The 16,365-nt window shown below is 53.4% G+C and carries 13 protein-coding genes; 5 read left to right on the plus strand and 8 right to left on the minus strand.

The features are described from left to right. Positions 1-279 precede the first annotated feature (279 nt). Genes AC07R1_RS25450 through AC07R1_RS25460 form a run of 3 tightly spaced genes read left to right on the plus strand, consistent with a single transcriptional unit; the run spans position 280 to position 4,875 of the window. Complete coding sequence (locus AC07R1_RS25450) at positions 280-2,397, plus strand: hypothetical protein (RefSeq protein WP_495111058.1); 2,118 nt, start codon at positions 280-282, stop codon at positions 2,395-2,397. Next, complete coding sequence (locus AC07R1_RS25455) at positions 2,369-4,240, plus strand: dynamin family protein (protein WP_495111059.1); 1,872 nt, start codon at positions 2,369-2,371, stop codon at positions 4,238-4,240. Before AC07R1_RS25450 ends, AC07R1_RS25455 begins: the two co-directional genes overlap by 29 nt. Continuing rightward, positions 4,240-4,875, plus strand: a complete 636-nt coding sequence (locus AC07R1_RS25460; protein WP_492575549.1) for a hypothetical protein — start codon at positions 4,240-4,242, stop codon at positions 4,873-4,875. Before AC07R1_RS25455 ends, AC07R1_RS25460 begins: the two co-directional genes overlap by 1 nt. A gap of 529 nt (positions 4,876-5,404) precedes the next feature. On the opposite strand, the gene AC07R1_RS25465 is transcribed toward AC07R1_RS25460, so the two are convergent. The 3 genes from AC07R1_RS25465 to AC07R1_RS25475 all read right to left on the minus strand — a co-directional run bounded on the left by AC07R1_RS25465 (position 5,405) and on the right by AC07R1_RS25475 (position 10,258). Beyond that, positions 5,405-7,168 carry an ATP-dependent helicase gene (locus AC07R1_RS25465; RefSeq protein ID WP_495111060.1) on the minus strand — a complete coding sequence of 588 codons (1,764 nt, stop codon included), beginning with the start codon at positions 7,166-7,168 and terminating at the stop codon, positions 5,405-5,407. Then, entirely contained in the window at positions 7,165-9,006 is a 1,842-nt protein-coding gene (locus AC07R1_RS25470) for an ATP-dependent nuclease (protein ID WP_495111061.1), read from the minus strand. Before AC07R1_RS25470 ends, AC07R1_RS25465 begins: the two co-directional genes overlap by 4 nt. 400 nt (positions 9,007-9,406) lie before the next feature. Continuing rightward, complete coding sequence (locus AC07R1_RS25475; protein WP_495111062.1) at positions 9,407-10,258, minus strand: hypothetical protein; 852 nt, start codon at positions 10,256-10,258, stop codon at positions 9,407-9,409. Positions 10,259-10,579: 321 nt separating this feature from the next. On the opposite strand from AC07R1_RS25475, the gene AC07R1_RS25480 reads away from it, so the two are divergent. Together AC07R1_RS25480 and AC07R1_RS25485 are read left to right on the plus strand one after the other, a co-directional pair. Beyond that, complete coding sequence (locus tag AC07R1_RS25480; RefSeq protein ID WP_495111063.1) at positions 10,580-10,780, plus strand: helix-turn-helix transcriptional regulator; 201 nt, start codon at positions 10,580-10,582, stop codon at positions 10,778-10,780. A gap of 359 nt (positions 10,781-11,139) precedes the next feature. Continuing rightward, complete coding sequence (locus AC07R1_RS25485) at positions 11,140-11,796, plus strand: YagK/YfjJ domain-containing protein (RefSeq protein WP_169893876.1); 657 nt, start codon at positions 11,140-11,142, stop codon at positions 11,794-11,796. Between the two features lie 97 nt (positions 11,797-11,893). Here the strand turns inward: AC07R1_RS25485 and radC are convergent, their stop codons facing one another. The 5 genes from radC to AC07R1_RS25510 all read right to left on the minus strand — a co-directional run bounded on the left by radC (position 11,894) and on the right by AC07R1_RS25510 (position 15,950). Beyond that, the gene (gene radC, locus AC07R1_RS25490) at positions 11,894-12,391 is read right to left on the minus strand and encodes a RadC family protein (RefSeq protein ID WP_495111064.1); all 498 of its coding nucleotides are present in this window, start codon (positions 12,389-12,391) and stop codon (positions 11,894-11,896) included. A gap of 46 nt (positions 12,392-12,437) precedes the next feature. Next, the gene (locus tag AC07R1_RS25495; RefSeq protein ID WP_495111065.1) at positions 12,438-13,361 is read right to left on the minus strand and encodes a recombination directionality factor; all 924 of its coding nucleotides are present in this window, start codon (positions 13,359-13,361) and stop codon (positions 12,438-12,440) included. Between the two features lie 106 nt (positions 13,362-13,467). Then, complete coding sequence (locus AC07R1_RS25500) at positions 13,468-14,472, minus strand: YqaJ viral recombinase family nuclease (protein WP_495111066.1); 1,005 nt, start codon at positions 14,470-14,472, stop codon at positions 13,468-13,470. A 113-nt stretch (positions 14,473-14,585) separates the two neighbouring features. Next, on the minus strand, positions 14,586-15,554 hold the full coding sequence (locus tag AC07R1_RS25505; protein WP_495111067.1) for a DUF932 domain-containing protein: 969 nt from the start codon (positions 15,552-15,554) through the stop codon (positions 14,586-14,588). Positions 15,555-15,620: 66 nt separating this feature from the next. Next, positions 15,621-15,950, minus strand: coding sequence for a hypothetical protein (locus tag AC07R1_RS25510; RefSeq protein WP_495111068.1), 330 nt, complete (start codon positions 15,948-15,950; stop codon positions 15,621-15,623). Between the last annotated feature and the right edge of the window lie 415 nt (positions 15,951-16,365).

Here is a 16,365-nt window from a genome sequence, read left to right on the forward strand (position 1 = left end):
AATTTTTTGAGTCGATTTTTTTGCTGAATATCTTTCTCGTGTCTTTCCGATTGGTGTCCTCAATGATGATTTCTATAGCAATTCATCAGCTTTAAAGGGCCAGTTCGCCACTTTTGCTGAAAGAGTAACCATGCCAAAGAGAAGAACGTCCGAGGATAAATACGAACTTGAGTTGAGTGATGGCCAATAGGCATTATTGCGTCGGTTAGATAATCAAGAAATCCCTTCACAAGCCGATGACCTCCCTAAACATTGCGCGAGTTTCAACAGGAGTAGTTGATGAAAGCCCCCCTGATCAAAGACATGGAAACCGCTTTAGCCGGTGTGCTCAAGATCTCAGCCGAGCTGAAGACTCGTAGCAATCCCCGACCAGCCTTGGTCTCGATCCTCCGCAAACTGCGCATCGCCCGCGAGCTCTCTTCGGTTTACTACATCTGCGTAGCCGGCAGCCAAAGTGCCGGCAAAACCCGTCTGCTCCGCGAACTCTACGACTTGGGCGAGGGCTGGCTTGCAGACAACCAGGGCCGCGGCGAGCTTATCCCGGTGTTCATCCTCGAAAAGGATTGCGACACCCCCTACGCCGTAGTCGTCAAGTACGACGCCCAAGGCAACGAGCAAGAAGAAAAGATCTCCCAGGAGGCGTTCCGAGCGCTGATCAGCGGCTACGACAACTCCGGCGACCTCGACTGCCTGTTTCCCAAGCTCTACGTGCCACGCCGCTACTTCGACGGCCAGCGTTGCGGCTTCGTACTGCTCCCGGGCTACGAAATGCTGAACCCCGACAACGTCGAGTGGCAGGGCCTCATGCGCCACACCCTGGTGCATTCCTTGGGCAGCATCCTGGTCACCGACCGCACCCGCGTCGCCGACAACAGCCAGAAGCAGATCCTCAACGATCTGGTCGCCCGCTACTTCCCCGATCGTAAACCTGCCATTGCCGTTACCAAGACTGAAACGCTCACTCCTGAGCAGATGGATGAACTGGCCGGCACCGTGGCCGAAGTTTTCCAGATCCGCTCCGACGAGCAAGACCGTGTGATCTTCACCGGCGTCGGCGACGAAGCCTACCGCTCCGCCTGGACCAGCCAACTCATCCAAGTCATCAACAAATATGCGCTGTCTGCAGGCGGCTCGGACGCAGGTCGTCTGCGGGAGTTGGAGAAGCTGCTGGACACGGAACTGGCAACGGTCAAGGCTGCGCTGGAAAGTGAGCTGGACGCGCAGAGCATCAGTGAACACCTGACCGAGCGCCAGGTCGACCGAATGCGAGAGGTGTTCACCAAGGCATCAGAGCGCTACCGGAACCGTTATGCCAAACGGCTTCGCGAGCACACCATGAATTACCTTGGACAGGTCAAGGAAATCGCAGAGGAACGATATAACAACGAAGAGGAGACGATCACTAACAAGCTTCGGCACGCAGCGAACTTCCTTACCTTGCAGTCTGGTCAAAACGAGATCCGCTTCAGGTCAAGAATCATCGACTGCTGGTGTAACGGCACCAGTACCCTGCAATCACCGCTGGAATCCGATTACCTGGCCATCTCGGACATGTCTGCTAAAGAGCTGGGCATTCAGGAAATCAAATCCACGGAGCTCGCTGCGATCAAGCACGAGGGCCTGAACAAACTGCTGGGTTACGAGGGGGCCTCTCTCGAAGTTCCTGCGGTGGGTAACCAGGAGCTGCAGCATGATCTGCGCCTGTTGCTTTCCAAAGGTAGTACTACCACCAATGACGTCGAGCGATTCAAAGCGAAGCATGTCGAAGAGGTGCTGAAGGCGCTGCCCGCGATGACCATGGAGTACTTCCGCCTCAACCAGGCAGTTGCCATCCGTACTCCTGAGTTGGCCCGCACCGAACTGGAAGCCTTCGACTTCGGCAAGCTTGCCTCGTCTATTCAGCAAGACCTCCCAAAGGTCACGACATCGGCCAAACCGCTGCTCAATACCCTGGCGGCAATCCTCGCAGTGGACGTAGTCATCGACGGCTCCATCGACACCATCCCGGCCATCGCGGGCACGCTGACGGGCGGCCAGACCGCTGCTGCTTCGCTGGGCGCATCGTTGTCCATGGCTGCTGCCGGTGCGATCACTTTGGGCTTCATCGCCTACCGTGGTGCCACAGAAATCCAGCGCTACGACGCTGCGCGCAAAGGCTTTATCGCCGAAAGCCTCAACCAGTTCGCCGAGTCCCATATCAAGAAGGGCCTGGAGCTCTACGACGACCTGATGGAAACCCTCGAAGAGCGCCTGGTGCGCAACCTGCGGGTGGCCTATGGCCTGGGCGCCGACCTCACGGTAAAAGACGCACTGGCGCGTGGGTTGACGCGCCTGGAGCACGCTCGGGTGAACCTGATCAAAGCCATCGATGATGCGCAAAGCCGACATGTGGCTTGAGAAGTACAGCAACCGCTATCGCTGGGCCTATGACGCGTATCAGCGCTTCACCGACGAGGTAGACCCAAGCCTGGCTGGAGACTTCAACCGCTCCAGCCATGTGACGGTCGCCGTCTATGGTGCGACCCAAGTCGGCAAGACCACGCTGATTCTGGACTTGCTGGGCGTGACCGGCGAGGTGTTGGAGCGGGCTTCCAGCGTATTGCGGGGCGACCAGCGTATGGGCAAGTCTTCGACGGCCTGTGCGATTCGTTACGGCCGTTCAAAGGATGATTACTGGTACATCGGCGACAACAGTGATGCGCTGGATGATGAAACCGCGAGAGTGCAGTTTTCCGCGATACGCACCGAGCTGGAGGAAGGTAGAGCACAGTCCGTGGACGTGTTGTCCGTGCGTCTGCCATCGATGTTCTTCGATCAAGAAGGAGGGGATGCTCTGAGCCTGGATCTGCGCATTCTCGATATCCCAGGCATCAATGCGGTCAACGAGGCTGAACAGGCCCAGGTCGCGCGGGTGGCGGAGAAGTATGTGGCCACGGCCGATCTGATCTTGCTGGTCGGGCGTGCGGATGACCTGGGCTTCCTTCATCCCAATAAGCTCAAGTTGGCGGCGTTGGGAGACTGGATGCTGCAGCCCAACCGCTATCGGGTGGTGCTCTCCTATACGTTCTCGCCTGCCAGCTTCAAGACCTGGTTCGGCCAGGACGAGCGAACGCTTCAGCAGGTCAGGGCCAAGCTCTACCAGGAACTGGGTACCCATGACTACAAACCGCCCAAGTCGGTCGAGGCGATGTTGTATCCACTGGAGTTCGGCGACTCGCTGCGAAGCCTGGGGGCGACGCCTGAATATCATCAAGCAGCCGTTACATTGATCCAGCAATTACGACGCGAGCTATTGGCAAGCATCACCGAGTCGGCCAGCCCCTATGGCCGGCTCGCGTCCGCATTCAAGATGAAAACCTTGATCGATGCCAGGCTTGATCGAGAGCAGGTTCATTACGAGGAGCACAGGAAGGAGCTGGAAGGCGACCTCCAGCATGCACTGAATGCGTTGAAGCAGGCTGAGGGGTTATTGAGTGGCTGTCAGGAAGAAAGCGGCACGCTCAATCATCACAGGCGTCGCCTGCACCGTTACCTGAAACTGTACAAGGGTAGTGATGTTCGTGGCTTTTTCGCTCAGTCTCTGCCGAGTACTACCGAATCAGTCAGTGCCCTGAAGTTGGTTGCCATGCAGTTCGAAAACGGTATCCAGGCGAAATGGAAGGCAATGTGCGAACGTCACGCCCATCGTCAGGCCCATATTCGGCTGGCTGAGCTTTCGCCTCCCGCAACCAGTGCGCTGATCAGCTTCTATCAGAAAATGAATGGGTATCTCACCGATGGTTACTGGTGGTCCAGCGAGAACTTCCGTTCTGACCGGAGCATGCTTCTTGGGGCAGCCGTGAAGGTGGTGGATGCCTATGCCGAAGCCGCAACCTTGGAAATTCAGAAGTACTTTGAGCATCAGGTGAGTGGCCTGAAGCGTAAGTATTCGGACTACGAACGACGGCTTGACGTCATGAAAAGAGCCGTTGCAGAGCGGCAGCAAGCGGTGGAAGACATAATAGGCAAGCGCTATCACCTTGAACAGGCCCACGCGCAATTCAAAGCCCGCATGCAGTTCAGCATGGACCACTCGCACAAGTTCGAACAGTACATCCTCGAAGCCTTCAAGGCCGAGCTCGATCGTGTCCGGGAAGCTACCCGACGTCCGCTCAGTGCGCTGGAACAGGTCTACGACATGTTCTACCTGCATGTACTGCTGGGCGAACTAGACAAAATGCTGGAAGGGAAGAAGTTCTGATGGAACGATCTGATTTAGATGTCGAAATCGCAGCTGCTGATCAAGAGCTGTCAGCGTTGCTGGAGAAGCACATCAATGTACCGGTGAAGCGGAGCATTGAAGAGGTGAGCGGCGGCCTGTCGCTCACGCTCAAGGGAGACTTCGAAGCCAGTGTTCTCAGCTTGCGGTCGGAGCTGAAAAAGCTGAACAGTGCCTTCGAAGAGTTGGGTGATGACTTTGGCAGTGTTCACAAAGTGTCCAAGCGCGTCGAGACACTGGTTCAGCAGGCTGAGGGGGCGCAAGACAGCCGGTTCGAGAGGGCTGGCGCGCAGGTTGCCGAAAGCGCTCGTCAGGTTACCGAAGGGATCGCCGGTATAGAGGAGCGCCTGAGCAAGCTTGGCGCAGCACAACTGCATCACCTGAACACCGCGCTGAAAACTTTGGCCGCAGACATTCAAGCTCAGCGCGCTGAAAGTCGCGATGGTCAAAAGAAGTCGTTGGTCAAACTGGATGAGATCGCGTCAGCGATTGCAGCGCAGCAGACTGAGGCGCAGGCGATGAAAGTTGTATCCAGGCGGCGCTTCATCTGGACGTGCGTGGGGCTTGCGGTGAACTTTGGAGTGCTTGTAGCACTGTTGGCCAAGGCGTTCCTGTAGAAGCTCCACAGGTGCCCGGCACAGTCGCGGCACCTGTGCATTGCAGTCGGATCGTCACCTTTCCTCTTCTTGAACCGGTCAAGGACAGCCCGTCGTGAGTTCCTCAAACGTACCAAATCGCCTGGAACTCTAAAAGCCTCGAAAACCCCCAAGAGCCCTGAAACCCCCGGATTTACTGGATTCCAGGCACAAAAAAAGACGTCCCTGGACGTCTTTTTTTGTTGAGTTGGTGGGCCGGGGTAATCTGAACAGGTCTATTAATATATTGATTTATATAGATTATTTTCGGTTTGGTTTTCCGTTGGAATACTATTTGGAATACCAAGCGCGGATCTATTTAAATTACCGCCTTTAGTCGGTCAGAGTTGAATTTCATAGCCATATTTCGGATCTCGATTTTGAGCTCAAGCAACGGCTTCTGAAGGCAATTGCTGGCGCTTGTTCATGCCTTCATTCGCTCTGGCGAATCAGCACATGCCTGATTGCCATCGCGTGTGTGCTCCCTAGAATCAGGCAATCCTCAGCGCATTTAGGTCGCAGTTCGGATTGTGGTGATAAAGGGAGACTCGACCCTATCGAACGCTAAATGTACCTGCGCCTTGGCGCGGGTAACACCCACATAAAACAGGCGCGCGGCCTCCTCATATGCATCGGCCGTCTTAACGTATTTGCTTGGGACCACGCCTTCTTCCAACCCAAGCATGATCACTGCCTGAAACTCTAACCCTTTTGAGCTGTGAAGCGTCATGAGGTTAATTTGATCTGGGCTCTTTCCCTGATTACCAAAAATCTGGACAGTGAAGTCTTCAAGCTCCCCGCCAACAGTGGCAGCTTCAATAAGCTCGTTAAGGTTATCGATCTCATCGCTTAGACCTGGCTCTCCACGAAGCATGTCGTTCAGAACGGCTGTAGCTAAGGAGGTCAGCCATTCATGAAGCGACAAAGCACCATCTCTTAACGCGAAGAGAGCTGAGATCAGTTGTTTGCGAGACTCGTGTAGCTGAGTCTCGCTTTTTCCCGCCCGCTGCAAGCGTCGCCAAGCTTTGAGCAAGTGAGAAAGCTGTACTTCGCCGGTCTCCCAACCTCCGGCACACCATCGCGCCGCTTCGGTGAGCCACTCGGTTAAGCGTGTTCGTTTAATCGGCGATCCATTGTCTAGGCGGAAGTAACGAATTTGTAAGCGATCGGCTGCCTTGGCAATCTCAGTACCTTCAATCTTGCTCGGATAAAGCAAGGCAATATCACCTGGGGACCAGGTGTCATTTGCATCGAGCAGGGCTGTCACCAGCGTTTCGAACGCATACTTTGCCTGTCCCGCGAGGTCACGTTCAAGCTTGTGAATAACAATTTCACCCTGCCGGCCATCGAAGGACTCAAAATCCGCGCGATCAGGGAAAAGTGACCTTGATGCCGCGATGATGCGATCGGCGCAGCGGTAATTAAGCCTGAGGGTGATCGGCTCAATTCGAGGATCCTGTGCCAAGTCCCTTAGCAAACCGGGGTTAGCACCGGTGAATCCGTATATCGACTGATCAGGGTCACCAACAGCTATCACCCTGACATTCGCATCGAGTAATGCCCGAACAATGCGGTGCAACGGCAGGCCGAGGTCCTGATACTCATCTATCACCAGGACAGGGTATTTTGCCCGAATCGCACGGCGCACCCATTCGTGCTTCTCAACCAGCTCTAGGCCGGCAAGCACAATACCGTCGAAATCGATCTGCCCGTGCACCAAGAGTAGGTCCTCATAAGCTTCGACAATTTGCGTTTCGTATGAAGACCATGCCCTCCACTCGGCTGAGTTCCGATCTGGAATCGTACGTCGTAACTTGTCACACGCCGTACGGACGTAGCTCTTCGGATATCCCCCATGCAGCGCGGCGTAAGCCGCATTGAAAAGTCTACTGGCTTCGGCTGGTGTCGCTATTGCCAACGGCTCCGGCACCTTCAGACCTGCCAAGCTCGAGTAGGGCAATACGAGCTCAGTCAGACAAAATGAGTGCACCGTGGAGATGAGAATGCGATTGCCATCCTCAACTCCGAGCTTGTTCAGCCTTGATCTCAACTCAGATACACAGGCATTGCTGTAGGTTATGCATGCGACGCGTTGTGGTCTATACACCGTCTCTACAAGCAGTCTGGTGATTTTCAGTGTGATGGTTTTAGTCTTTCCGCTGCCGGGGCCAGCCAGAATGACGCAGTTACCTGCCGACTCGTAGGCCGCCCATTGGTCATCATTGCCGCGTAGGTCGTCAGCAGCAACCAGATACTCGGGTCTCGCAGCATTCATCGCAGCTTCTCCCTCATGTATTCCAAAGCATCTTTGATGTAGGCGGGGCACACATCTGCGTCTGCAGCTCGCAGCGTGGAAGCTAGTCGTTGGGCAAATCGTCCCTTGCCGATGGAGTCGATGTCTTTCAGAAATTGCTTCTCATCCAAGGAGGTTGGATCTTTACTCAAGGTTTCGAAGCGCGCGTGCATCTTCTCGTTAGTTGACAGCCCTTCGGCAGTTTTTTGGAAGTGCTCCTCGGCGCCGGCGTTGAACACATCAACCTCAAAGGTGAATTCGTTGAGAAAAACGCCACACCGCGTCGCAAGCTTGAGCAGTTGATGGGCTGTGAGCTCTTCCCAACGCTTCGGAGGAAGCAAAGCTTTCATGATGTGGTTTATAACGCGGCTCTTCCCGTAACTATCAATTATGTGTTCGGCTTCTGGGTCGTCGTCCTCTTGACTGGCTTCTGAGCCCTTAGGGTCAAAGTCAGTGAGTATCGCGAATGGAATATTGAGTCCTTTGGGCCCCAATAGCTTCACATAGGGGGCGAAATTGGTGCCGGCGATTGAGCAAACGGTGATACCCATCGCATCAAAATCGAATGCTTTGTCATACAGGCGGGCTAAGGTCGGCAGGAGAAATTTTTCTGCATCACCCTCTACCAGAATCACGCCTTTCGAGAAAAACAGCTCACCGCGAGTGACGTCTAGGTATCGCTCAAGATCCTCTCTGTCAGCTTTCTTGAGTTTGATCCCCGTAAGTGATCGCGCCACGGTATGCCCTTCCTTGGGGATGCTTTGTAAAACGACCACATTCGAGAGTGGGGCAACGCTAGCAACGTTCGGCGAATGGGTCGTGAGCATGATGCTGCGCAGCTCTGGACTAGGATCATCCTCATCACGCTCCTTCAGGTAGTTTCGGTAGATCAGACGCTGCAGATGGGGGTGCAGGTGCGCCTCGGGTTCCTCAATCGCCAGGAACGTGTGTTGCCGCTCCCCTTCTTCCACCAGGTACTGATGCTCCAAGTGTTTCAGTGCAAGGTACAGCACGTTGGCGGAGCCTAGACTTGCTTCTGCGACGCCTCGTTTGCCGCCGTCGATCATCATCTGCAATGCACGGATCAAGCGCTCAGGCTCTGTTGGGGCGAAGCCTAGAGCCGTCTCTATCGTATGCTTCTCGCCAATCATTTCTGTGAGTTGGCCATTGACCTGCGTCACCACGTCAGCGAGTTCGGGCAAGGCCGCAATTTTGGATGTCGTTGCATGTACTTCGTCCGCAATCTCCTGGAGATCATCCTCGTCGATGGTCTGCGCGGCCCGGTCCAGTAACGGTCTTAGAGGAGAACGTGTCCAGCGAGCAAGGTCTGACTCTGCGTCTCGAAGTGCCGGGAACAGGTCCATTGGCATCCACCGTCTCAACTCGTAGCCCACGGAGTTTTCTGGGCGACTACCTCCGAAAAGCACGAACTCATAATCCGCCTCGCCGCGAGGGGGACGATCAATGCCCATAATAGGTTGGAAGCGATACGTGACCTTTGCCACCATCGGTGCGGGGTTAATCAAATGGTCGGCAAGTACAGCAAGCAGCTCTACGCTGTCCTCGAATTCGCTGAACTCAACTGAGATTTCAATTACATCATCGGCCTTCAGCGGCCTGGTCAGGCCATCCCAGAAATCATCAAGACGCAGCCGCCGCGCGGAGTCAGGTAGGGTAGGGTCCAGGATCATCCGTAGGGCGAAGAGCAGATTGGTCTTACCCACCTTGTTCTCGCCCAGTACCACCGCGTGCTGCCCCAAGTACACGTCGAGGTGCTTGAAATTTCTGAAGTTCTTGATCGTAATTCGACTCAGCCGCATATAGCCTTTCCTTCCCTAGACTGCGAGTGCTCACGGGGATAACGGATATCCGCGCGTACGGTTTTTGAGTTGTGCTTCGCACCTCTCGTAGTGGCACCATACTGGCGCGCTCTATCACGTTTGTCACCCGCAGTGTGGGATGCCTGTAACTCGGCATAGACTGGAAGGTTGGGTAATCCAAGTCTTATAGAGTTAAAGATGCACATAGCTATCTATAGCTCCTTAGAGTACTTAAACAAACGGGCGATCAAAAAAGGTGGTATTGCTCTAGGCGGGCGTTTCCCTCAAATCGTTAGGCAAAGTACTAAGTGATGAGTCGAGTGTTTTTGTCAGGGTTACAAGTTTTAAAGATTTGTCGCTTCAGTCATGGATAAACTTAAAAGAGTGGTGCTATTTTTAGTCATAAATTTTTTAGTAGTTGTAATGTTTTGATTCGTTCAGGTATGTGGTCATTCTTTTCTGTCTCCATTTCTATCAAGATTTCTAAAATTCTTGCTCGGCTTACTTCATGGCGACTCGCCAGCTTTTCGAGATTTTCAATTGCCTTGTCTGAAAGAACAAAGTTGTACTGAGCCTTTCCTTTTAGGTTTTCTCTATATTTTTTCTGAGCCCATCCTTTTTTAATTTTCCCTATATAAAGTTCTTTTTGTTCGCGTGAGTAATTCGCTTTGTCAAAAAAAATCAAGATGTCTTCGAATGTTTCGAAGGGGGCTGACCCCAGTGTGACGACGAAGGAGTTCTTTTCTAGCCAGTCCCAAGCGAATTGGCTTTTCTGGTCGTCATCTTTAAACCAAGCATACACTTTGTCGTTTGTTTTGTGGCTTTTCCATCTTTGTTCAAGATCTCTAAGTAGGTTTGCTTTTTGAGTTATGTCTCTTTGCCATACGTCGAGGATCGCGATAGGTAGATCTTTTTCTTTTAGGTCGAAGTAATTCTTGAGTTGGCTGTGTCCGGTCGAGTTTTGGATTTCTCTTGTCATCCACTCTGCTACGCGGCGGTCTTCCGTTATCCACTCAATATCTCTTTTGTGGACAAGTTGTTTGCGTCTTTCTTTAAGTAGCTCGTCGACTCTCCATGTCCTGGTCTGAAGATACCTGGCCATTTTGTCTCTCATGCCAGTATCTGAGTAGTCATTTGGGTTAAATCTAGTTTCGTAGAATAAAAGTGTGTACCACAGCCATATATCGTGGCGATTGCTGTATTCCGTTTCGCCGAGAACTTGGGAAAGATCATCTTCAAGGTGTAGTGCCACTATAGAGTCCTTCTAGCGTGAATCAAGTAAGGATATAGGTTTACTCTAAAATCGTACAAGTGTCAATCAAGATTGACTCTAGTAGATATGATATCGCGTTTGCTCAGTCTTTACTGGGGTGATGAACCTTTTTAAGCAGCTATCTGGCGAAGTGGAGCAACCTCCCGTTTATAAGCAATTTTTGCGTTGGATTACCATTAGGTGCGCTGCTTTGCCAAGTTTGCCTCGCCAGGTTCCTCCTCTGGGTGAGGGGTAGAGTCTGTAGCACGTTAATTTTTACTGGGCTTGCCAATCCTCTGGACGAATACAGGAGCTGCGTTCATGAGGATAATTCGATTGAAAGAGGTCATGGATCTAACTGGTCTTGCTAGATCTACGATTTACAAGTTTATTTCGGTAGATTCATTTCCCAAACCTATTTCCTTGGGGGACCGTTGTGTAGGTTGGCTGGAAAGTGAAGTTCACGATTGGATACTAATTAAAGTTAAAGAGCGGGATCAGTTGGCGAAGAATGATGCTTGAGGATCTGCTGCGTTTTCCTTTGTGAATTTCACTGGCTTGGTTCTAGTTAACACCATGAAGGAACTTATCCTTCATGGTGTTTTTCCAGAGTTGTTGTGTCTCTGTGATGTATCTTTTTTAACAGGGCTTGCTGGTATTTTATCTAGTGTTGTGTCGTCAGAAAGTTTCGGTATTGGTACTATGCTTATACAGTATCTCTATTGTGAGTTTGGCATGTCTGTACTGGTTAGGTGTAGGGGGCGTGTCGGAGGGAAGGTAGCCACTCTAAGCAGAGCAGTATTGTGCTCTGTATTCTTGGGTGTAAGTAAAAATGTACTAGTGGGCCTGACTATATGAAACTAAATACTCGGAGCTCCATCATGGCTAGATATCCAGGCAACACGAACTTAACCCTTCATTACGAAGGTTCTTATCAAGGCTTGACCGTGCAAGTGGATAAGGGACCTTTCATCCAAGAGTACCTAAACCGTCTTCATCAGACGGTATCTCGAGCGCTTAATCAGTACCCTCGTGTGTTTGCATTCAGGTTTGACCTGCGGCTACCAGCTAACAATCAATTGCCCGATTACGCTTTCACGAACGAAGTTATTGACCGCTTCATTGAATCCTTTAAAGCCAAGATCAAGCACAATCGCCAAATGGCGAAACTTGTGAATAAGTACGCACACGACACCAAGGTGCGTTACGTCTGGGCTAGGGAACAAGGACAGCACGGGCGACCACATCATCACTTTGCGATCTTGCTGAACTACGATGCATTCAATGCGCTGGGTAAGCTCGAATCAGGCAGAGACAACATGTTTAATCGCTTGGAAGGAGCGTGGGCAAGTGCTTTAGGGCTATCAGTAGAAGCCGTCAGGGGGTTGGTCGAGATTCCACAAAATCCTTACTATCACTTGTATCGCGACGAGATAGCCGGACAGGCAGCCTTCTTCCATCGTGCGAGCTACCTGTGTAAGTCGAGCACGAAGGTTTTTGGGGATGGTTCCCATGGTTTCGGGTGCAGCAGAAGCTGAGCACAACGCTGAATCACAAAAAAAATAGAAGGACACCGTGCCGACAACCACCCTGGCAATGCCAAAGGCGGTCCATCGGACGGTGTGTACATTGGAGTTAAAGGTAACCTCGTTCAGCCAGCGATACGCAGCCTTCATGACCTACAACGATGTGATCCAACGTCTGGGTGCCAATCATGCTGAGGGCGTTCTTGAGCGCCTGGGTTAGCGTGTGATCAGCTTGGCTGGGTTCAGGATCGCCGGATGGATGGTTATGTACCAGAATTACCGCTGCCGCATTGAGCTCCAATGCAATCTTGACCACTTCTCGCGGGTACACGCGGGCACCATCCAGCGTGCCTCTGAATAGTTCCCTGAAGGCAATCACTCGATGTTTGCTGTCAAGCAGTAGTAGCGCAAAGACCTCGTGCTCGTGGTACTGCAGCAGTGTTTGCAGGTGGCTAAAAACCTGCTTTGGCTCCGTCAATGCCCGGCCTTTAGACAGACGGCTCATTGCCAGTTGTTGTGCCATCTGCAGGATGTCAGCCTCGGTAACCGGGGATTCCATGACATAGGTACCGGTTGTTTCACCGGCTATCAGCTTGTGATATTTCATTCGGGTATTCCTGAGCGAATAGGGAAGAACGCAGAAGAGTTGGTGGCTACTGAACCGAATACCTGCTTTTGTGCTGCGAGGCTCGTGATTCCAGCTTCTGGGCAAGTGAGGGTTTGGCAGGCGCTGCCAGTGGAGGGGGGTTGACTTCTATACGGCTGGGCTGATCTTCAATGACAGGGAATAATTCTTCGACGATGGCGCTAGTGTCTTCCTCGCTGTCTTCAAAGGCCCCATTGTTAAAGCCCCGCCGAGCCGCTTGATCCAAGGCGCTCTGGTCAAAACCCGCGGCTTGTCGGGTCTCCTCCAATTGCTTGGCTGCGATTAAGGAATCCTCCATGCCCAGACCACTGCGTACCGTGATGTCTACATAGAAAATCGGTGCACCGTGGCTTTGGCGAGTGGACTTACCGCGAAGACGCAACTCCAGCGGCAGGCAGGCCAGTCGATCACCGGAGATGGCTTGCAGATAATGCAGTCGCGCTGCGAGGGTGCGGATGCTGTTGTAGCCGGTGGTGCGAAAGACAAAGCTGCCAAGTGGATCGTCATCGCCAATCACTACGTTGAGCCGGCCGTAAGGTTTGCAGGCATTGCCTTGAGCCAGTGAACAGCCATCCGGTGAAGGGCAGGGCAACGACTGAACACCATCCTTGGTCAGACGCTTGCAGGTCTCACCATTGCCGACGCACAACGGCCGGCCGGTGTTACGGTCGAACAGGTTGTAGTCAGCCCGAAAGTTGAGGTCCGGCTCGTTGAAGAGCAGCCGGATCGGAATGCTGCGCAGTTTGCCGTCCTGGCCATTGCGCAGTTCTTCGTTAAGGGGGTGCAGCAACCAGCCGTCACGGCTCTGCACTTGGGAGGTGAGGGTGAATTGATCGTCCTTTTCCGGCAGACGTTTGCCGTTCTTTTCGACGACCTTGCCGATGGATATTCGGCCCAAAATCGGTGGCGTGATGGCTAAACCTTTGAGCATGGGAGTTCTCCTGTAACTGAAATAAAAACGCCACCGAGACCGCACGAGCGACCAGGGTGGCATTGAAGGGAGAGGGCACGGGGATAAGGGAGGAGCGAACGATCGCTTAAGCCAGCAGAAAACGTCGACTACCGGCTTTGGTGGTCGAGTAGCGAACTTGCAGATGAGGCTTTTCTTTTAGCAGGCGTGGGATATCCAGAGCCAAGCTGTCTTTGGCTTTCTTCCACGTGATGCTGCCGGTTGCGAAGGTCGCCCGACTGGCATCGCCTATGGCCTGTTGCAGTGTTTGCTTAAGTTGAGCTTCCTGCGCCTCCTGCAGAGCAATCGACTTGCGCACGTTCTGCAGCTCGGTAAAGGCCGTGCAGAGCAGTGTGTCCTGGCTAAAGTCTAGGGTTTGTCCATTGTCGTGCGGATACAGACAGCGCAAAGCTTGCTCCGCTGAGGCCGAACCGTCTGCTGGCGGTGGGGTGTCACTGACGACGTAATCCCAGAAGAGCCGTTCCAGGTCGATCAGCCGAGCTATCAGTGACTCATCGCGCTCAATGCGATGGATTTCCAGGTGCTGACCTCCGAGCAGTACCGCCACATCCGCCGCCTGCTTGCCAGTCACGGCCAACTGGTGAATGACCTGCAACTGCACATACTCGGGCACGCCTTCTTTCCAGAGATGTGCGCCGTTTATGCCGGCGGTTTTGCATTCGAGAATCTGCACTTCTGACGCACCGATAACCTCACGGTCGATATTGGCCAGCATCCAGGCCAGTTTGGGATCAGGATGCTGCAGAACCGCATTGACCCGGCGGACCCGATGACCGCTGCGCCGGGTGTAATGGGATGCGACAATCGGCTCCAGGATGTTGCCCCAGTACGCGGGGCTTTCCTCATCCTGCGGATCGAGCATGGTTAGTAAGGCGTCACGCCCGGTTTTTTCCATCCACAGTTCCAGCTGTGATTTATAAGGGTTCAGGCCCACAGCGGCGGCGGCATCCGAACTGCCGATGCCTTGCTTGCGCACGGTCAACCAGTCCTCACGCGGCAGTTGTTTGGTGTCGACCAAGCGTAAGGCAGGACGGGGTTTAGTTCTGAGATGTTGTAGGGAGTGAGTGCTCATAATCATTTCCTTGAGGCATAAAAAACGCCTGATCAGCACGAGGCTGATCAGGCGTTTAGGGAGTGGAAGAACAGAATGGGAAAGGGGTTGATGAGGGACAGTGAAAACCAGGCTTAAGCTGCAAGTTGTAGCGCCGCCTCCAGCGCCCGTTGCTTGAGCTTTGCTCCTTGCCCGAACCAGGCAGAATCCATGCGGTACTCGATGCTTCTTGCTCGGCGTTCGTGGTCGACGTACTCCGTCACGGCGTTGAGCAGGCCCCAGGCAGTTCCTTGAGCTGACTCCAGGGTTGATCCGCGGCCCTGACCTTCATATAGGCATTGCACCTTGCGTAGCGCCCGCTCGTTGGGAAGTACTGCCGGTAGGGGCGTGTTCGGACTGGCATCACACAGCACGTTCATGAAGAATCCCATGGCTTCATGCCACTGAACTTTGCGTTCAGACAGCATTCGCATACGGTGCATGAAGTTGTCCCATTGCGAGACGGCGTTACCGAGTTGCTTTTTCACCGCTTGTGGATCGAAGCACGTGCTGTGCGGCACCTTGATCGCTTTGGCGGAACCGTCCAACGCAATAGTCAACGTGTTATTGCAAACTACCCGCACAGTTGTAGGTGTGGCCGTGGTAGCCAAGGTACCGTCACAGGAGGTGGCCAGCAGGAGATAACCATTGACCTGATCGTTGCCTTTCAAGGTCGTACCTTGGCCAGTGCGGGCTAGCGCCCAAAACTTGCGACCGCCTTTTAGTACGCCGGCCGTTTCCAGCTCGTAGCCCGATACTTCAGTGAGGTCCCGATAGAACTCCAAGACCTCGCGCGGCTGCACGACCTGGTAGCGCTGAGAAACCACGGACAACGGGGCCTTAGTATCGGAGCGGTAGAGAACCTTCTGTTCAGGGAAGGTGTGAATTGAGCCAAGCGCACCGATGCTATCGGATTTGAAATGCACCGGGCTGTGCTGGATCATCCAGTCCATACCCGCTTCGCGCTGCCAGATATCGATGGGTTGTTTCGGGGAAAGGCGACTACCCAGACCGTGCCAGGGAGTTGCGCCAACGTAAGCCATTTGTTCAATGAGATGAGCCATGGGAATAGGTCCTTTGACAAAGGGGGAGCCCCTGTTTGCATGAGAAACAGGGGCTGACTCGATGAGTTAGCGGTTGGCGCTGAAGCTGTAACCGCACTCTAGGCATTGATAGTTATTCAGTACCTTGTCATCGATCTGCTCACCGAGCGTGGCGCCTGCGACTCCGCCAGCAACCCCGCCAAGTAGCCCCCCTAAAAGCGCCCCAGCGATACTCCCGATGACTATTCCAAAAGGTCCTCCAGCCACACCTAAGAATGCCCCGGCCTCTGCGCCAGACAAGGCACTTGCGGCACCACTGGCCGCGCCTCCTGCTGTCCCAATCAATCCACCTGTGTGTTTACCAACGTTTTTAGTGACGACTCTTCCCGAGTTGCAGCTTGGGCATGGAGCGTACATGTTTAAATCCTCTTAGAAAAATGAGCGTGCAGAATGAGAAATCAGCACGCGAATCTCCTGCCGCTGTTAATACGGATAGGTATTCATAGAGGTGATATAGGTCTGAGATTTTTTTGAATGTGATCAGCGTCTTGCAAACTGGAATTTGGGCCCAAAAAATATGCCGCCCTGAAGGCACAACGACGTCGCTACGCGCAAGTCCCCCGTTTGAATGCTCCAAGCCGGCCCGTGCTGACAGCATGGTCTTCAATGGCTGACGTCAAACATGAGGGCGACGACGCCGATTGTGTCGCTTCGCGGCGCACCCTTTCTTGGACCACATGGGGGCGGTTGAACTGCCCAGCAGGTCCTCTTCGGACTCATGAAATTTGTGAGGCTACGACGAGGGGACTATCGGTTGGCAACAACCGCCCAG

Source organism: Pseudomonas sp. GW821-FHT07F01 (assembly GCF_059418825.1).